Below are 17,965 nucleotides of genomic sequence, written 5' to 3'. Positions count from 1 at the left end.
TAAGGAAAATTCATGGATAAGTATAAAGTTGACATTGTAGATTCGCTGACAGCTTCTGAGTTTAAGCGCAATTATTTAAAACCAGGCCGCCCTGTACTGATTAAGGGGGCCATCAAACATTGGCAAGCAACCCAAGGGTGGGGAACCCGCTATTTCAAGCAGCATTTTCCAGATCAGCAAGTACCAGTAAAGCGGTTTGAAAAAGGCAATATTATTAAAGAGGCAATGCCGCTTGGAGATTATTGCGACCAATTAGATGCGTATGAGCGAGGTGAAGGGGAATTCCCTGCTTATTGTCACGATATTCCAATATTTCATGCCTTACCGGAATTGAAACAGGATATAAATGATTTTCCTAGTAACTTTATGCCAATTGCTTATAGTAATTGGTGGAAATATTGCCAGTTTTTTCTTGGCCCCTCGCAAAGTGTCACACCGCTACATTTTGACTGCTTACTGACGCACAATTTGTTCTTCCAAATCAAGGGGACTAAACGCTTTACGCTACTGCCATATGAAGATAGTCGTCATTGTGGCAGATATGGCTGGCGTTGGTTCAAACTTGACCCCGAACAACCTGATCTACAGCAATATGCTCAGTACGATAAGGACAAAGCGGTAGTCGTCGACGTGGAAGCCGGTGATATTTTGTTTATGCCAAGCGGTACTTTGCATCATGTTCGCTCTATGGATACCTGCGTGTCTTTTAATATTGATTTTCATAATCAACATAGCGCGTGGCGTGGTGTTAAAGCGCTATACGAGGGCATACCAGTAACTAACTTTTATTACAACTTTTTATGTTTATTAAGGTTGATGAAGCTGTTACCAGAGCGGGTGTTTTTCCGATTGTACAAAGGCTACCTCAATTATGTCTCTTAGGTAGTCAAGAGGTACTGCCAATCTACCTAAAAGTAGCATTGGTAGCAGCACCACTTGCGTGATTTTTATTCTAAGCAAGTGGCGCAACTAGTTAACGTTAAAGGAATAAGAGCATGAAGTTTTCGACCATTGGTGGGGTCATTGTGTTATGGCTATTTTCTTATACAGCAAATGCTGAAGTCTCTGATAATGACCCCTATGATTTTAAGCCGAGTATATTAAGTGATAGCCCTAATTTAGGGGCGCTATCAGGATTTGTCCTTCCAGGAGTGATCCAAGGTTTGGATGGGCAATACCAAAAAACCACATGGTATGCCACGTCGACTTTGGTCGGTTTTGCGGGATATGGCCACTACTCTGATCAAGATGATTATATCGATGATGATGATCGAGATAACGACGTATTAGACATTGAATATTTAAATGCCACTACGCTAAAGGCCGATTTCACCTCAAATGTGGCATTAAACAGCATGTTTATGTCATCTTACGACGCGTATCAAAGTCGAGCCAAATACCGGCAATTTGATCATGACGTCACCGTGTCAGCCACGCCAGTATCACAATTATGGAAAGCCCCATTCAAGTGGGAGAATCTATCCAAACCAAGTACTTATATTCCATTGTTATTGGTTGCGGCTTATGTTTCTTCACGCGATAACGTCTATGCCATAGAAAGAGATGATAGTGTTAGTTTGTTTGAGGCACACAGTGCAAATCTTGCTGGCAACCTGTTTACTGCGGTGGGCGAAGAAGCGTTTTTCCGTGGTTACCTCAACACTGAACTAAGCCATCAACTGGGACAACGCTCAGGCCTCGTTGTGTCATCCCTTTTATTTGGTGCTTTGCACAGCGGCAGTGGTAACCAAGCAAGTTTTGGTGCTGCGACGGCGATCGGTGGTTATCTGGGCTGGCTACATCAACGTAATAACTATGACCTAGAACAATCAGTTGCTGTTCATTATTGGATAAATGTTATTGCTGGAATAGCTGAGTTAGAACATGGTGGTAGTGTGCCGTTGTTGCAAGTAAATATGCAATTTTAGGAGCGAAATAATAAAAAGCAAAAAGCAAAATGTTGATATTCTGCTTTTTGCTTTCGTAGTTAACCTGCCAACATAAGGTTATATGGTTATTGTTAACGGTAACTTTTGAGCGGTTTGCTATTAACTATTTTCCATTGCTTTTCGTAGGCTTTCTGGACGCATATCTTTCCAATGCTCGTTAATATAGGCATTACACTCTTCTAAGCTGCCTTGAATATCAATTTGGCTCCACCCCTTTGGTATTGCTTTGGTTGCGGACCAAACTGAATATTGCTTTTCAGCATTAATGAGTACCGTATACGTTTCTATTGTGTTTAGCATCGTGTTTCCTTATCTATTGCTTGTTATATCAATTTGCTTAATTAAGTGATCTATTTTGAAGCAAAAAACCTTGTTGATAACACCACTACTGCATCTTATGCACGCTAAGGTACTAACGGTCATATCGGCAAGCCAAAATTTTGCTATTTAGTTGTTCTAAATAAGTAATTTCTAACGGAGTTAGCGTCAGGTGTACTTCTTCAAATTGAGCAAGTATTAAGAAAAATTGGTATTAATGGGCCGTTAGTTCTAAACAATGATTTTTAATCATGCAGTGTCCAACAAATTTATACCCTCGTTTTGGGATCGTTTTTATAAATTTAGGATTACGCATATCATCTGCTAACGCTTTTCGTGCCAAACACACACAGCGGTTTACGACTTTCATCGATTTAAATTTACTTCCCCAAACTTTGACCAACAACTCTTCGACTGATACTGCGCGCTCTGAATGCTCTATTAAATAAAGCAAAGCTTTGGATGCTAAAGGTTCAAGTTTAACGACTTCTTGGTTCTCAGAGAGAATATAATCCTCACCATGATAAAAAATGAATCCTTTGTTTAATTCCATCGCGTTGTCAGACGAATTTGCGGCTACCGTATTCATCTATTAACTCCTTCTTTGAAAACGACTTCCAGCATCTACTTTATTGATGGGGAACAGATTTAGGATCATACCTTTTTATAGTTTGTATCGCTTCGTTATGTAAACAAATTGTGTTGCTTATTCTGTGTGAAAAGTGAGATAACAATGGCTGACCAAAAACACGAACCACTCCATAAAGTAGTGGTTTTATAATACTGCTGTATCAAAATTAATACAACAGATATGCGACGAAATGAAATAATCTACAAGTTTGTTTTTCGCATTTAAGCAACATAAGTTAATTTTTTAGTGTGGTGGTTTTAGCTGCATTAGTAATGTAACTGGTGTGATATGAATATTATTCGTGAACCTTATTGCTATCTTGTGCCTTCTTGCTGTCACAAAGTTCCTAGATATAAGTTTAAAAAAGAGTAGGTTACTGCATTCATTTTAGAGCGTTTAACGGTGCTGCTGAAATAAATTGTTCAAAATGTTCACACCAAATAACAGCACTTTGAAACTCTGCTAAGTCTGCCTGAAGATATCTTGGTAGCACAAATTGTGAAAATTGATTTATTCTTGCAACTTCGAGCATCGTGTGCTTTTGCATTTTAAAGTCTGCTTCAGTTTCAATAAAAGTCTTGGCAAGGTATAGCCGATAATCTGGACCAGGGGCTATTTCACCTGCAAAGGCAATATGCTTGTCTGAGAAATATATTTCACCGATGGCATAGTGCAACGCATCAGAGTCTTTAAGTGCTTTCACAAATTGGCCTTTATGAGTCGCGGCTTTACTAATTGCCTGAATTTCAGCGTTGCTGGCTGCTGGAGGTTGCGTCATTATCGGTAAGGTATACACACCAGCAACAAAGCCGGTGACAAACACCACAATGAGTAATAGTAGGGTAAGAAATGCTCGCAAAGTCGTCTCCAAATGAATCGTAAACCAGAAGTATAGTCAAATAGCGATACTTAGCTATTGGCTGTATCTAATTAAAAAGTTTTAATTTCTATATTTATTGATTGTTTAAAGGATTTTTACTGAATGTAATCTAGTTCTTTATGCATAAAAATGTTTACAAACGGTTGGTTTTTCTAATTGTTAGCCATTCTAGAATAAAATATTTTAATTATTTATTTTATTGTAATAGTTATAGTAATCAGCTGACTATAGCCATCATTGTGATCAGAGATACCTTTAAGTTAGTTTTAAAGTACTAAATGTAACTAATAATCTCGGCTATTGTTATTGTTTTTTCTGTGGATAAAACCCCTCCAAAATGCACAGTTTAATTAACCTAGATACTTTTTTATTACACAAAGATGAAGGCGAGTGTGCCATAGGCGTGCAATGGCCTATCGAGCTTGTGTTTATTGCATTGGAATTCGTAAGACAGGGGTAACTTTCTAGTGGGAAACATCGATAGACAACATTCGCCAACTCTAATCTAAATCTGAGTGGCTTACAACAAAGTGACGATAGTATTGTATTCGATGCTGTACAACTAGCTACTAATCAGCTAACTGTCAGTGATCCCCAACACACGTCACTTTTTTCATTTTAGCTAAACCACAAGACCGCTCACCTTTGCATGGCAGCTCCCTACGCCACTGACCAACAGCGGTAGCGGTACAACTATCACGTTGACTGCGTCTGAGGTTCAGTAAAATATCGACTATCAAGGGCAAGTAACTGTCTCTGATGGCTCACTTGACAAAGCAGTGAGCTTCACCATTACAGTTACCAATCAAAGCACATCACCAAATGGTGGCATATGACGTGCCGAGCGAATATATACAGCTGGCGATACGGCGGTGTATCAAGGTAAAAACTATTGCGCTAAATGGTGGGTAAAAGACCAGAAGCCTGATCAAAGTGATGCGTGGGAGCTAGTTGATAAGTCATAGGTAAGTAACGAATGAAATGCCAATAAGGCGTATACCGGCGGAGGCAAAGTGACTTATCAAGGCGCTGAATACCAAGCTCACTGGTGGACGCGTGGTCAGCAGCTAGGCACTAAGTTGTTTGGCGTAAACTGTAACCAATTGGTGGTATTTAAGGTACTGGTAGGTGTGCTATCAGTATCTTGAATGCAGGCTGGGTGTCATGAAAATATCCTGCCAGTTCAAATAGAGTAAAACATGATTGATTACACTTAGTGTAATTCTGAGCGAGTATTTTAGAAATGCTGCTTTAGGCACCATGGACGAGTGCTTGGCGCTAAACATCTAGTACGTAATTAAAGTCTTAAAAATATCAGTCACTTGGTGTGAATAAAAAAATAATTTTTAATCAAGCAAGTCACCATCAAAAAAACAAAATAAAGAATAAAATAAAAATCTATATTTTATGTGTTTTATTGTTTTATTTTTTAATATTTCGCAACGTTGAATCTTTGCTTTTTTTGTATCTTAAATTTCATGGTTTATATAGTTATTGAACGTTTTTGTTTTGGTGTTATTATTTTGTTGGTTTTTCTAATAAAAGGAAATTTTATGAAATTAGTATCACTTAGTACCTTGCTTTTAGTGGCAAGCAGCTCTGCGTTTGCAGGTAACCCGAAGAGTGTTGGAGATGTTGTAGCAAGAGACTTGTCAATTAGTGGCTTAGGCTGGGCTGGGCATGTTGGCATTTGGGATGGTTCAAAAGTATTGGAAGTATTGAATGATGACAAAGTGATTCATAAAAATACATTGAGTAGCTTTAAAAGCGCTTCATCATACTGGGGAGCAAAATATGGTCGTGGCTCTCAGCATGATAAAATAATTAATGCTGGGTGGGCTCAAAAAGATTTCGATCCTGAATACACTATCACTGCACAATATAGAGAAGGTGAATGGGATGAAGTAAATGGTCGCCTAGTTAAAATAAAAGCAAAGTTCCGCTGTGATACATTTGTGAACTATTCTTTTAAAAAGGTAACTGGTAGTAACTTGGTTACCGTCTTCACTCCTAGAAATCTATATAATAGTTTCCCTAGCAGTCGATAAGTGAGAGTGGATATGAAATTAAATGCAAGATTGTTACTAGGTATATCTCTGGCTGTTATTTTGGTTGTCCTTTATTTCATATCTACATCAACTGATGAGAACAATATAAATTCGCCAGATAAGCCGACTACTCCTTTTATAAGCCAGTCTGAGCTTATTGAAACTTTACCTGACTTTTATGTAATGGATAAGGAAATAAGCGATGGCGACAAAAATAAAGAAATATTAGCAAATAATTTAGTATCCAAGATTAGGCACAGCTTTGGGAAAAAAGAAATGCTTGATTTTGAAGCTGAGCTTATTGCTATTTTGAAAAATCCGGCAATATCTCGACAAGACAAAATAAACCTTTTATGGACGATGGTTCACCAGCTGGGAGTAGAAACAGAGCAAGGTCTATATGTACTTGAATATATGGCTACGTTAGCGCCGGTTGAGTTGTCCGAGGAGCTTACAGTATTATTCATAAATGTTTCGGCGCGAGCAAAGCTGGGCCTTCTTTACGTGATGGAGTCCATTTTACGTTTGGACAACACTGCAGCAAAAGTCTCTGCTGAACATTTAGCCCAAGCTAAGCAGCAAATGCTCGATACTATCAGCGCTCAATTAGTCAATGTAGACAATGCTGAACTTGGTTTCTCGATTTTGGAAACTGTGGTTGGACATCTTCCATTTGACCAAGCCAAACTGCTGATTGATGACCACTTTATGACTTTATCAGGTGAACAGAATGAAACCTCACGAGCAACAAAAGCGGGAATTTATAATCGACTCGCATTGGCTAACCCTGTTTCTCGCAATGAGTTTTTACCGCAGTATATTGAATCGCTAAGTGCAGATCCTAAAAAAACGATAGAAAAAGAAGCTTTACGTCAGGATTTATTTAATATTATTAAAATAGATAGATTTATTGCTAAAGCACCACAAGAGTTTAAAAATACGGTAAAAGATTTCCTAGCGACTGAATTGCCAAAGATTGAAGTTGAAAGTACTGAGTTTAATTACGATGCGGTTATGCTATATGCAGATTTATCAATAGCCATGGCTAAACTGCAAGGAAACGACTTGCATAGCAGTGAGAGTTTATATAAAAAGCAAATAAATAATACCACTAACCTACTTGAGCAAGCCATTTTAATAAGTCGATCACCCTATGAATTAAATACATTGTTACCTGATGAATATACCCGGTTGCAGATCAGTGAGCGTTTGCGAGCAGAGGCGAAACGCTTGGGTGATAGCTCTGTTTACTCAAGCTTGTTAAGAGACGTTGCTAAGCAGTTGTAAGTGCTGATTTTTCCCTCATCAAATGTCACCTTTGGCTTGATGAGGGAGGATTTTTACTTGTGCAAACCTAGCATAAAATTCAGGTACAAATGTCAGCACCACATATTCTTAGTCTTAATTTTGTGGCCGGAGCTTACATTAACTGCTGTGGTTTGATTTCAATATTAGCGCTATCAGAGCTTACCCATACCTCGCCATCTTGAATAGTAATAGTAAGCTTAATGCTGCGATCTGCTAACTGGGCTAAAGCCTGAGTCGCACTATAATCCAAGCTGAAAATACTCAGATTGTTAAAGTCGTATAACTTAGGCTGATGTTTTTGCCACCAAATAGCTTGATTGTTCTCACCATAAGTATAAAGGATCACTCGCTTTGATTTATTGCACGCTTTTTTAAGGCGTTTTTCATCAGGCAGTCCTAGTTCAACCCAAAGCTCAATCTCTTCGCTGTAATTCTTAACCCATAGCTCAGGTTCATCATCAGCACATAAGCCCTTTGTAAACTCAAGTCCTTCACAGGCATTTAGTGCATAAGCAAGTAGCCTGATCATTAAACGTTGCTCGTTTTCAGAGGGGTGTTGAGCCAGTGTTAAATTAACATCTTGGTAAACATGCCTGTCCATATCACTGAGAGATAGTTGGGCTTTGATAATTGTAGATTTGAGCGCCATAAACTTGCTTAAAAAATTTTTGCGCCAGTATAGCGGATTTTATACCAGTTGTATTAAGTAAATGCGTTATTTTGAGGCAGGGCAATAGCTTAAGTAGCACCGCTCTCGCGTCCTGCTATCGCCAAGTTACTTATATCCATATAGGCAAGGTAAAAATTTTGCTGTTTAGTTGTTCCAAATGAGCAATTTTAACGAAGCTAAGAGGGTATTTAACCCTTCAAATTGATTAGAGAATTAATTCAATTGGTATTTAATCAGGGGTCGAAATAACAACACTACAGAGTGCGATTGTGGATATGAAACACAGCCTCGCAATGAGACTGTGTTTGTTTGAATTACCTAACGTCCTAGCAGTTAATTACAGCTACTTGAGATATTCCAAATATTGGGTAACGACTCTTTTAGTGTGCTTACTTGAGCACAGTCGATATTTGGGTTTCCATATAGACTTAAATAATTCAGATTGGTCAACTTGAATAGCGGCGACAGATCTGAAACGTTGGTATAGTTCAACTCTAAGCGGGTAAGTTCGGCATAATCTTTAAGTGAGCCATAGTTTGTCAGCTTGGTGCTATCCAAGTCTAAATAAATTAAGGTAGTAGGCAAGCCAAAAAGCGCGAAGTCATATACGGTTTGGCGATTTGTATTTAACTCAAAGGAGGTCAATGATGGAGGGAGTGTAGCCTTAGCCGTTAGTTCACCCGTGAGTCTGTAGATATCTAGACTTTTTAAGGTGTGTAGCTGAGCTAAGCTAGGATCCCGCAACAACGCACTGTTCACGGAGCCACTTAGTGTTAAACTATTAATAGCTTCAAACTGTGTAATTCCATTTAATGATTCAATTGCTGAGCCATCACAAGAGAGTGAGGTATTACGTACAGCATCTTGGTATCCGCGCTTTTCAATACATTGCTTAAATGCTTCATCGGTAATTAAGCTCAAATCGACCGGCTTCATAATACAGTTATAGTTAGAAACACTTGTTGTGACACCATCAAGAGATTTTAATAGCTCCTGATCATCACAATAAATGGCACTACTGTTTATTTCAAGTCTTTCCAGTGTGTTTAAACTGGCAAGCATGTCAGCTCTAAAAAACGTAGAAAAGTTGCTTAGTGTTAATGACTTCAACTTGGTTAGTGATGCTATCTCTGAGATATCAGCCGCTTGAGCATAGTCAATAAAGAGGGTGTCTAAATTGTCAAATTGAGATACATGGGTGATATCTTCTAGTTCTGTAAAGCCGCCGATCTTTAGCGATTTCAGACTTGTGTTTACACCTAAAGCGTCAAGTGTTGTGATTTTGGTTTTATTACTATAATGGTATACTTTTAATAACTCAGCTGATTCGAGCGCAGGAAAGTTAGCCAAGTTGACCATGTTTGAATAGCTGTTACCTTTTACGTTTAATGTCTTTAAGTTCGGTAATGTTGCCGCATTTGAAGCCTCAACGAAACTAACGTTCAGGTTAACCTTCTCCAATGCTTGCATTTTACTTAACGTATCTAGTGCAAAGCTTGAGTAATCGTTGTAGACGGTCAGGTCGCGCATATTTTCAAGCTCAGATAATGCGCTAAAATCTGTGTTATTATCCAGTCTACGAATGTACAGTTCGATTAGGTTTGGTGTGAAACTTAGCCAGCCTAGGTCATTAACACTGTGTAACTGATTGAGCTTCAATGATGTTAGCTTCGGCATCATTTGCAAAAACCGAAGAGAAGAAAGGTTCAGGCTCTCCAAAGATAAGGATTGTAGTTCCGTAAAAGTTGAAAGCTTGCCGGCATTATCAACGGTTAAATTGTCTAATGACAGAGAGGTCAGCTTCGCATTACCACTGATGTCCGCGATATCAAGCTTAACATTGTCGGAATAAGTACGAAGATCTAGTTTTTCCAACTCACTAAACTTTTCTAAGAATGAGAAATCTTCAATCTGCGTCCTGTTGAGTTCAAGAGTTGTCAGATTTGTTTTAGCTTCTATTGCCGTTGAGTCAGCGGCTTCGATATTATTAAGTGTTAATGCTGTGAGGTTAGGTATAGAGTTTAAAAATGACAGCGAGCTCAGATCGTATATATATGTCAAAGATAAACTTTGCAAGTTACTAAAGCGTTTTAGAGTATTTTTATCATCAATGTCTAGAGTACGTAATGCCAAACGAGTGAGCTTATCACTTGGAAGTTGACTAAGCTGTATCGTTTCATATTGGTTACTGTCGTTGTCTATTTCAAGCGTATGAAGCTGTGCAAAGCCTGATAAATCTAACAAAGAAAAATCTAGGCGTTTACTATAATTATCACTTCCTTGGGCTTCAACAATAGACAATGACTCAAGTTTATTGAGCTTACTAATTTGTTCTAAATGTGCATCATTATTTGAGCTGTGTTGGGGCGCGGCAAACGCGTTATCGAGCTTTAACGCGGTGAGCGTAGAAATTTGAGCTAACTCTTCGAGATTATCCAATTCTGCGTTTTTAATAGATACCGTAGATAAACCACTAATACCAGAGAGCCCTGCTAATGTTGCAATTGGGTAGTCTGTACAATCAACAACAGAAATACCCACGTCTTGATGTGTATCTGATAAACATTGCGCCAGCGCTGCGTCTGAAATCGTTAAGCTTGAAAGTGGAGCGTAAGCATTTAGGTTGACCGTTAATTCTTGTGAGCTTGCGCTTCCTTTATCGTCGGTAGCCGTTAGCTTAAACGTGAGCGTAGTTGTTTCATCAATATCAGGAGCTCTAAATTCTAACGTCTCACTATTGTTGTTTGCTAGCTCAACAGTTGTACCTGCTGTTTGTTCCCATAGAAATGTTGCAATACTGCCATCTTCGTCATTTGCACTCGCTACAACGGTGATATTGTCTCGTTCCATGGCGGTGACCGGGGCTAGAGTTGCAATAACAGGGGCTTTGTTTGTTGGCGGAGGTGGAGTGGTATCTGCATTATTTTTATCGCTACTGCCCCCGCCACAGGCTGCGAGAGTAGATGCTAGGAGAGAAGCGAAGATCCCTTTGTATATAGAGCTTTTTATCATCTTGATATCTTACTTAGTGTTATTGTTAAATTGTTTATCCGGCGTAGTGTACTTGATTAGGGTAAATGTTTCCAATAAATGAACAATTTAATGAGGGCCATTAAGGTGAAATGAGGCTTCTTTAGCCTCATAAAGTAGGGGAGAGTCGGTGTTAATCTACAGTGGCGATGGCTGATTCAACTCTATTTTCACATAAGGTTGTGCCGGGTAAAGTTGCACAGTATTCTCCCGCTTGCTCTAAGCTGATACGCTGGTTTTCTCGAGCTTGAAGGCGAGTATTGAGCTGTGCAATTTCGCTGGGATCCTCAGATACAGCTCTAAAAGCAGTTAAGCGTTCAATTTCATCGTATACAAGGTCCTGATAACCCCTTAGTCGAGCCGATAGAGCAATATAACGCTCTGATATTGCTGGTTGGCCTGCGTAAGCTAGGTCATAGTGGCCGGAATCCTCATAGCTTTCGACTTCGTATTTTAAAACGTTTAAATGTTCATCTTTAAGGTCGTCTACATAATCTCCACCATCTAACAAATAGCTAAATAAGTTGTCTGCGTATGTTATGCAAGGAGTTAGATTATCGGTTTTGCAGTGCATTGTGCCATTTTTAGTTAGCCTTGCCAGCTCTGGTGTCATGCCACCGTCGGTATTTACTTGAATAGTGTATACGGCATCTTTGGTTGCATCTTGGAACACTTTTGTTTTGGTAAATGTTTTACTAAAAAATAAAAATTTTACTTTGATTTTAGTTTGAAACCATTCGTATTTGGTTTGATCTGCAAAGTGAAGTTTTGCAGTGACATAAATACGAGAACCTAGCTTTATATTGTGGATAAAACTATCGCCGCAGCGACCTCTGACTTCAGAGGGGCTGGTGTTCAATAGATCAGAGATGTTGGGCTTTGTAGTTCTATTTTCAAAGTTGTAGCTGCCTTTTTCATAAGTTAACTCGACCGCTGAAGCTGCTGAATTTCTATTTTTGGTTACTTTTCTGCGCATGGAAAATTTGGCTGAGCCACCAAAAATAACCAAGTTGATACCAGCCTTTACACTACCAGTAATGGTATTGATCATGGTATCAGAGTCAAAATCGCCACGATAAGCCAAGTCGCCCATGCTGCCGCCTTGAAATTGCCATTGACCATCCAAACAGGGCTCTAAGGGAATGCCAAGCGTTTGTTCGAACCCTTGACCTAGCGTTTCTTTTGCTGTGTTTAATGAGTAGTAGGTGTGTGCATTTGCAGTAGAGCTCAACAGGCCACAGAGCACTATTAGTATGGATCTTAAGTGCATACATACATTCCTGTAGGTGAAACCAATTGACTTAATTCGCTGCGCTTTGGAGCTGATCCAACTGCGTTAAGCCACATTTATATTTACTCATATCAACATGGCTAACGTTAACTCTGTTGCCGAGGAGTGCTCTGCTTCCAAGCTACTTTTTAAATCAATACAATCGGTATGATTAACGGTATTAGGGGTATGCTCACGGCGACGCGCAAGTATACCCCAGTGAACAAATGGCATTTAGTTTTCGAAGGCTGTCCCGTAAGTGGGCAGTGCCGATTTACATGGCAGCCACACCATCACTCCAGCTGCTGGGTCGTTAGCATCAACAAAAGAGGGTGCCCAACCAAGCTGTCTAAACCCGAGTGAAACGTGATTTTCCTCGACACCGAAGTTTGCTGTTGCTTCTCGCGCATTTTCACATTTGAAATATTGCGTCATATTATCTGAAGGAATATTCAAATCAGCCAGCGTGTAATTCTGAATACAGCCAACACCGCTGCCACTACAGGTATTTTGATAATCATTCCAGGCATCTGTACATGCTGTACCATAAGGGTTATCACGACAAATTCTGGCATACTGCTCATAGATCCACGCATTGTTATACGCCGCGGTCTGCACCCCTTGCGCTTTTTGTCTTTGCTCATCATTCATCCAACTGGCGTATTGTGCAAGTACGCCTCTAGCACGATGTTCATGATTAACTGACTTTTTAAATTGATCTTCCAGCCACAAAGTACGGTAGGTCGTTTCAAAACGAATATCTTTATTACCAGAATCTAAACGACGAACATCTTGTGAGCTGATCTCGTATGGAGTCGCTTTGTAACGCACTACGTTGTAATCAGATAACGCATTAAACTGATCACCAAAGTCATTTTTTGCATAATTTACCGCTTGCTCAAACAAGGTAAAACAAGGTTCGTAGTTATCAAGCGAACAGGTGATAATATTGTTTGGAATGATGCTCAACAGTTGTTTCGGATCACCGCCTTTTTGTAACGCCCTGACGGTAATTCGGACACTCTTTTTGAGGTCTTCATCTATATAGTTAAGTTTACCATCAACGCTTATCCCTATATTTCCAGCACCGTAGCTGACGCCTAAGTAACCGCCAATTTCGCTTTTATGCTGCTCACTCAAATATTCAATTTTCATATTAATGAGTAGCTGGGCACCATATTCAATTTCACTGATAAACGCATCGCCAGCCATACTCATTAGCTTGCTTTGATATTCATTGGCTAATGTGTTTCCTGATGGAGTCAGGGTATAACCGATATTAGGATCGGCGGGCATGAGCACACGCTTTTTCGGTGTTAATGATGCCTGAAAGGTGTAAGTATTTGAAAACTCAGTAGAGGACATTTCTTTAGCTAAGTGGCCTCCAGCTTTGACGCGAATGACGGGAAAGCCTACATCAACATCAACATTTCCGTTTAGTTGGCGCAGAACTTCATCGTAGCTGCCGTTATTAACGAGTTCGAATTGTACGCGGGTATTACCAAGAGTTTCTACGGTTTCACCAGCAACAGTTTGTACATTCAGAAATCGTTTCTGGTCGCTATTAAACGCGGTACCCAATACCACGTGATCATTCATCAAGCCGGGTATTTCACTTTGAAACGTATTTACATTTTGTGCTTTTTGCATCAATGTGGCTTCATTTACAAAGTTGGTTTCAGCCCAAACAAATGGAGCTGAGCTTGCAAGTAGTGCCACGATAGTGTTTTTGTATAAATTCATGTTGCCACCTATTACTTCACGTAAAGGAGGTAATCTTCTACCTCACCTGAGTCTACTTCTTTACATGCGTCATTACTGCCACCTAAGTAGTCCATAGTTACGCGCATTTTTGTCATTCCTTTCTTCGCTCCTGTCGGAGGAGTGATTTCAACTTGTAGCGCTTGTTCAGAGACACCTGCAAATAGCATCTCTTTGCTATCTTTAAAGTCACCATCTTGGTTCCAGTCAATAAAAACATGCCAAGTTTCAGGGTATGTTTCAGCACCACTGAACCCTGGAGTAAGTGTCAACTGGTAGCTTTTGTCCGCATATATTTTTGCCGTATCACCAACATAATTACTGTAGAAAGTATTGCTACTGGTGTTATCGAGATTTGAAAACTTCACCGATTTGATGTGTTCATAATCGCGCTCGCGCGAACGAGTCTCACAATAGTTAGGCATTGCTGGGGTGACCATTACAGCGCTGATACGGTAATCTGAAGGGATTTGTAAGCAGGAGGTTGTTGGAGATATGCCAGCAAACCAATTTTTTGGGTTGGCGTTGTCTTCATCCCCAAAGGTAAGGTACTTCGCATCATTTCTCAGCGCGCTATTCTTATACAGCATGACTTTTTTGAGGTTAGCAATTTTTTCTTCGTTGGGAATTGGGGTTGTGGGATCAAAGATATTGTCAGAGACTTCCACCAGTAACCCCGGATAGCATTTCTCTAACCATTGAAAACGCCCAAGCGCCTGCTGGGGAGTTAACACATCACGGGATTCAAATAGCGTTGTATTTGCCTGTACGGTCGGCGCAATAATGGCCGCAACAGAGGCAATAAATGTGCTGGTAAGCATGACTTTTAACATAGTCTTATTCCTTATAATTCTAGCCATTTGCGGTCATACTGATGAACGCGATCACGGGTTTGTAGCTCTCTATCGCGGCAGTAATTACCAATTGGATTACGTTTACAATAATCAACTGCGTCAGCAAGGATGAACGAATTGAATAACGCATTATCACGAATGGTTTCTAATGCTGTTCGGTGTGCGTTATTGAGCTCACTTGCGTAGTAATTCAGGAGGTTGTCGGCGCGACGGTTATCAAGGATCGCCTGCACCCAATCATCGCTCATATTTTTAAGTGCCAGTTTGGTTAAGATACTTTTTGCAGGGTAGATATCATCTGGTACCAATGCAGATAAACTTGGTCCTGAATCGGTATAGCTTTCAGTGAATACACGGCTGACGTTATATTTGTCTAAAGTGTCAAATTGAGTGACATAGTTGGTTTTGATGTAATCAATACTGTTTTTGAACACATCGAAACATGGTGTAGGATTTTCCATCGTACAATTTACGAGCTGGTTTGGGATCACCTTCAGTAGCTCAGTAGGGTCACCACCAAGCTGCAACGCTGAAACGGTGATTTTAATATTACGTTTTACGTCTTCATCAACTTTTTGTAGTTTACCGCTGACACTGACTTTGCCGGCCCAGTCAACACCAAGCTGGCCTCCCCATTTCACCTTATCTTCATCATTTTTATATTGAAATTTGAGGTTAATCATCACTTGAGAGCCATACTCAATCGTTGATACAAACTCATTACCAATATTGTTAAATTTGTCGCCAGGATTGGCGTTTGCTAAGTCCAATGCAACTTGAGTTGGTCGAAAGCCAATTTGCGGATCGGCAACCAGCATGCGTTTTTTTGGCTTCAAAGAAAGAAACAGAGTATAAGTACCGGTGTAGTTATCAGCGGCGTTTTGCTTGGCGTAGCTGGCTCCGACTCCAACTTTGATAACGGGAACATCTAGTGCTGCACCTAAGTTACCGTCCAACATACTAGAGAGTTGGCTATAACTCATGTCGACGCCAACGACAAAATCCATTTCAGTGTTACCATAGGTCTCATCAACCATTCCTTGTACACTTTGCAACGCATAAAAGCCTTCTTTTTCGCTATGATATGCAGTGCCCAATGTTACCGAATCTAGGTTTGAATTGTTTTTTTGGGCAGTGAACTCTTTGGTATCAGCTGCGTTTGCTGACAAACTACAGGCAAAAAGTCCCACTACCCCCATGGCCTGTGCCAATGGAGAATAACTAAATTTCATATTGAATTCCTTACAGAGAAGTGTGACCTTTCAAGCAGAAAGGTCACCGGGTAGTGATTAGTTCAAACTATTGATGTAATCTGTTTTCCATTTCTCAGGAAGACGTTGTAGGATTTCTTCTTCTGACATGCGAATTTCCTGATCTTTATAGTTAAACTCATCTTGAGTTGCTAAATCACCAACCGCCATACCGTTGGCAAACATGGCAAAGTTACGAGACTCAGACAATACAGACTCCGCTGTTGGCGCAAGTTTTAAGTTGTATATCTTGTCTTTATATTTTTCTTTGGTTATGTCTGTGACGAGTACAGAACCCCCTTCAGTTAAAATACGGTCGCCCACTTTAAGCTCTTTTGCCCATACTATGCCTTTGTTAGACGTGGAGATTGGGTGTGTTTCTGTCATTAAAATATCAGAGCCATCTGCACCTTTAATGCGGTACATTTTGATAGCTTCGATACCGACTGACACATCGACCACTTGCATCGGCTCTTTCACATTTGCGTTGGAAGCCAATGCCCCAAGCACAAGATCTCCTTTACCGATATTTTCAATGGCTTGCTGAGAGCCATCTGCCATGGTGATTAACGTACCTTTTGCTAGGCAGCTATAACCCAATTTCATCATAGGTAGTACTTCACTATAGAAGTTACCAAAACGCGTTGACGCCTCAGACGTTAATGAAACTTGGAAAGCCACCGGCCCACGTCGGCCTGTTTTGAAATATGGGTTCCCTTTAACTGCAAATGTCATGTACCAGTTTGCTGTTGCAATATTGGAAAACAATTTCGCGTTGCCAAAGCGTCCTTCGTTGCGAGGGATATTCCAGCGAATAATGGATTCTTTATTGACCGGATCGACTTCCACGTCTAGATAGTCAGAGAATTGCTTGATTGCATTTTCGATACCTCGGTAGCTTTGTTTTGTTGCCCCACCGTATACCCCCTCTTGGAGGTAGATATTAGTAGGTTCATCAATACCATTTGGTAACGCGCCCTCAGTAGGGTAGATCTCTAAAATTTCATGAGGGACACGAAGCTCACCATTGAACGGAATATTTACATCGGTGATTTCATTTGGATCGCCAACTTGATCTGGCATGTAATCACAGTCTGAGTGTTGGCGGTTTAAGCAAACTTTAATTACTGCGTCGTTATTTTTATCTATTGGTGCCGTTGCGTTGTATTGAGGGCGACCATCATAAAGAGCGGGCGTAATACCCATTTCTGCTACACTGGATTTATTTGCACTGTCTTTAGCAACCACGCCATATATTGTCTCAGCGTGTTCCCATGAGAATGGGTACTCAGTATATTTTATGGTCGAGCTGATGGTGCCATCTTCATTCTCTAATTCTACAAAAGAGCTAGCATAGATAGTGTCGATGTTTGGAAAGTGCTTCTTTAAAGACTTAAGTGAAATAGTCGAAACAGCTGTGGTATCTTTACCGTCAAGCACATTCAATGTAGACCCCGCTGGTGCCAATTGGTTACCGTGCTCATCTTCAAGTAGTAGGTCAATATAAGTCGCTTTTGTGCCTCCAAACCGTGTGCTTTTTGCTCTGACAATGATGTAAGGCTCATTGGTATCTGCTGAGATAGCCAAGTTCATATCCATAAAGAAATGTGCTTCTTTGATAATATCAACTTCTGATTCACTTACCGGTGGTGGCGTTGCTGTCAACTTCGCTGTTTTTGCTACGAGATGTTGCTGTTTGGCAACCTCTAGTGTTTTATGTAGCTGTGGGAACTGGCTTTCTTTTCGCCCAGCTTGATTGAGGCGTGATGTAGCCAACTTATAATGAAGCGGGTTACTCATGTCTAATTTACGGATCCCGAATTTATCGGGCGTTGTAACTGCTTGACCATATAAAGCAGCAGGCCCTGATTGAGTTGACACTATACTACTGTCTAAGTGTGACTCGTTGATAGTGCTGGCTGCTACTGCATTGCTGACGGCCAGCGCGACTGTGAGCGGAATGAATATCTTTTTGTTAAACTTTTTCATATTATTT

At 40.2% G+C, this 17,965-nt stretch carries 17 protein-coding genes; 6 read left to right on the top strand and 11 right to left on the bottom strand.

The window, feature by feature from the left end:
* The first annotated feature begins 12 nt into the window (after positions 1-12).
* Positions 13-882 (top strand): cupin-like domain-containing protein, encoded by an 870-nt coding sequence (locus tag J8Z24_RS18930; protein ID WP_252096001.1) that lies wholly within the window; start codon positions 13-15, stop codon positions 880-882.
* A gap of 113 nt (positions 883-995) precedes the next feature.
* Positions 996-1,928, top strand: coding sequence for a CPBP family intramembrane glutamic endopeptidase (locus tag J8Z24_RS18925; protein WP_252096000.1), 933 nt, complete (start codon positions 996-998; stop codon positions 1,926-1,928).
* Between the two features lie 120 nt (positions 1,929-2,048).
* Here the strand turns inward: J8Z24_RS18925 and J8Z24_RS18920 are convergent, their stop codons facing one another.
* From J8Z24_RS18920 to J8Z24_RS18910, 3 genes are all read right to left on the bottom strand, one after another.
* Positions 2,049-2,249 carry an MbtH family protein gene (locus J8Z24_RS18920; RefSeq protein WP_252095999.1) on the bottom strand — a complete coding sequence of 67 codons (201 nt, stop codon included), beginning with the start codon at positions 2,247-2,249 and terminating at the stop codon, positions 2,049-2,051.
* A gap of 232 nt (positions 2,250-2,481) precedes the next feature.
* Positions 2,482-2,856, bottom strand: coding sequence for a winged helix-turn-helix domain-containing protein (locus tag J8Z24_RS18915; protein ID WP_128731645.1), 375 nt, complete (start codon positions 2,854-2,856; stop codon positions 2,482-2,484).
* Between the two features lie 424 nt (positions 2,857-3,280).
* Positions 3,281-3,757: a DM13 domain-containing protein gene (locus J8Z24_RS18910; protein WP_176032046.1), complete on the bottom strand. Its 477-nt coding sequence runs from the start codon at positions 3,755-3,757 to the stop codon at positions 3,281-3,283.
* 893 nt (positions 3,758-4,650) lie between these two features.
* Here J8Z24_RS18910 and J8Z24_RS21920 point away from each other — a divergent pair.
* The 4 genes from J8Z24_RS21920 to J8Z24_RS18900 all read left to right on the top strand — a co-directional run bounded on the left by J8Z24_RS21920 (position 4,651) and on the right by J8Z24_RS18900 (position 7,113).
* Positions 4,651-4,743, top strand: coding sequence for a hypothetical protein (locus tag J8Z24_RS21920; RefSeq protein ID WP_353507005.1), 93 nt, complete (start codon positions 4,651-4,653; stop codon positions 4,741-4,743).
* Between the two features lie 48 nt (positions 4,744-4,791).
* Positions 4,792-4,926: a hypothetical protein gene (locus tag J8Z24_RS21870; RefSeq protein WP_286037154.1), complete on the top strand. Its 135-nt coding sequence runs from the start codon at positions 4,792-4,794 to the stop codon at positions 4,924-4,926.
* A 405-nt stretch (positions 4,927-5,331) separates the two neighbouring features.
* Positions 5,332-5,826, top strand: a complete 495-nt coding sequence (locus J8Z24_RS18905) for a hypothetical protein (RefSeq protein ID WP_128731643.1) — start codon at positions 5,332-5,334, stop codon at positions 5,824-5,826.
* 12 nt (positions 5,827-5,838) lie between these two features.
* Positions 5,839-7,113: a hypothetical protein gene (locus J8Z24_RS18900; protein WP_252095998.1), complete on the top strand. Its 1,275-nt coding sequence runs from the start codon at positions 5,839-5,841 to the stop codon at positions 7,111-7,113.
* Between the two features lie 133 nt (positions 7,114-7,246).
* Here the strand turns inward: J8Z24_RS18900 and J8Z24_RS18895 are convergent, their stop codons facing one another.
* The 8 genes from J8Z24_RS18895 to J8Z24_RS18860 all read right to left on the bottom strand — a co-directional run bounded on the left by J8Z24_RS18895 (position 7,247) and on the right by J8Z24_RS18860 (position 17,958).
* Positions 7,247-7,783 (bottom strand): YaeQ family protein, encoded by a 537-nt coding sequence (locus J8Z24_RS18895; RefSeq protein WP_128731641.1) that lies wholly within the window; start codon positions 7,781-7,783, stop codon positions 7,247-7,249.
* A 354-nt stretch (positions 7,784-8,137) separates the two neighbouring features.
* Positions 8,138-10,816 carry a PKD domain-containing protein gene (locus J8Z24_RS18890; protein ID WP_252095997.1) on the bottom strand — a complete coding sequence of 893 codons (2,679 nt, stop codon included), beginning with the start codon at positions 10,814-10,816 and terminating at the stop codon, positions 8,138-8,140.
* A gap of 151 nt (positions 10,817-10,967) precedes the next feature.
* Positions 10,968-12,104: a hypothetical protein gene (locus tag J8Z24_RS18885; RefSeq protein WP_252095996.1), complete on the bottom strand. Its 1,137-nt coding sequence runs from the start codon at positions 12,102-12,104 to the stop codon at positions 10,968-10,970.
* An 87-nt stretch (positions 12,105-12,191) separates the two neighbouring features.
* Complete coding sequence (locus J8Z24_RS18880) at positions 12,192-12,338, bottom strand: hypothetical protein (protein WP_252095995.1); 147 nt, start codon at positions 12,336-12,338, stop codon at positions 12,192-12,194.
* On the bottom strand, positions 12,339-13,847 hold the full coding sequence (locus tag J8Z24_RS18875; RefSeq protein WP_252095994.1) for a hypothetical protein: 1,509 nt from the start codon (positions 13,845-13,847) through the stop codon (positions 12,339-12,341).
* 11 nt (positions 13,848-13,858) lie between these two features.
* Positions 13,859-14,698: a GEVED domain-containing protein gene (locus J8Z24_RS18870; RefSeq protein ID WP_147390058.1), complete on the bottom strand. Its 840-nt coding sequence runs from the start codon at positions 14,696-14,698 to the stop codon at positions 13,859-13,861.
* A gap of 11 nt (positions 14,699-14,709) precedes the next feature.
* Positions 14,710-15,951: an internalin gene (locus J8Z24_RS18865; RefSeq protein WP_128729960.1), complete on the bottom strand. Its 1,242-nt coding sequence runs from the start codon at positions 15,949-15,951 to the stop codon at positions 14,710-14,712.
* 57 nt (positions 15,952-16,008) lie between these two features.
* Positions 16,009-17,958, bottom strand: coding sequence for a Hint domain-containing protein (locus tag J8Z24_RS18860; RefSeq protein WP_252095993.1), 1,950 nt, complete (start codon positions 17,956-17,958; stop codon positions 16,009-16,011).
* Between the last annotated feature and the right edge of the window lie 7 nt (positions 17,959-17,965).

This window comes from Pseudoalteromonas sp. SCSIO 43201, assembly GCF_023716725.1.
GTDB lineage: Bacteria > Pseudomonadota > Gammaproteobacteria > Enterobacterales > Alteromonadaceae > Pseudoalteromonas > Pseudoalteromonas peptidolytica.
The sequence above is the reverse complement of the archived record's forward strand: the minus strand, read 5'-3'. Positions and strand labels throughout refer to the sequence as shown.

Excerpts from the sequence above, each read along its gene's own strand:
- J8Z24_RS18915 (WP_128731645.1), bottom strand. The coding sequence starts at position 2,856 with ATGAATACGGTAGCCGCAAATTCGTCTGACAACGCGATGGAATTAAAC.
- J8Z24_RS18875 (WP_252095994.1), bottom strand. The coding sequence starts at position 13,847 with ATGAATTTATACAAAAACACTATCGTGGCACTACTTGCAAGCTCAGCT.
- J8Z24_RS18885 (WP_252095996.1), bottom strand. The coding sequence starts at position 12,104 with ATGCACTTAAGATCCATACTAATAGTGCTCTGTGGCCTGTTGAGCTCT.
- J8Z24_RS18905 (WP_128731643.1), top strand. The coding sequence starts at position 5,332 with ATGAAATTAGTATCACTTAGTACCTTGCTTTTAGTGGCAAGCAGCTCT.
- J8Z24_RS18865 (WP_128729960.1), bottom strand. The coding sequence starts at position 15,951 with ATGAAATTTAGTTATTCTCCATTGGCACAGGCCATGGGGGTAGTGGGA.
- J8Z24_RS18870 (WP_147390058.1), bottom strand. The coding sequence starts at position 14,698 with ATGTTAAAAGTCATGCTTACCAGCACATTTATTGCCTCTGTTGCGGCC.
- J8Z24_RS18860 (WP_252095993.1), bottom strand. The coding sequence starts at position 17,958 with ATGAAAAAGTTTAACAAAAAGATATTCATTCCGCTCACAGTCGCGCTG.
- J8Z24_RS18900 (WP_252095998.1), top strand. The coding sequence starts at position 5,839 with ATGAAATTAAATGCAAGATTGTTACTAGGTATATCTCTGGCTGTTATT.
- J8Z24_RS18925 (WP_252096000.1), top strand. The coding sequence starts at position 996 with ATGAAGTTTTCGACCATTGGTGGGGTCATTGTGTTATGGCTATTTTCT.
- J8Z24_RS18930 (WP_252096001.1), top strand. The coding sequence starts at position 13 with ATGGATAAGTATAAAGTTGACATTGTAGATTCGCTGACAGCTTCTGAG.
- J8Z24_RS18890 (WP_252095997.1), bottom strand. The coding sequence starts at position 10,816 with ATGATAAAAAGCTCTATATACAAAGGGATCTTCGCTTCTCTCCTAGCA.
- J8Z24_RS18880 (WP_252095995.1), bottom strand. The coding sequence starts at position 12,338 with ATGCCATTTGTTCACTGGGGTATACTTGCGCGTCGCCGTGAGCATACC.
- J8Z24_RS18920 (WP_252095999.1), bottom strand. The coding sequence starts at position 2,249 with ATGCTAAACACAATAGAAACGTATACGGTACTCATTAATGCTGAAAAG.
- J8Z24_RS18895 (WP_128731641.1), bottom strand. The coding sequence starts at position 7,783 with ATGGCGCTCAAATCTACAATTATCAAAGCCCAACTATCTCTCAGTGAT.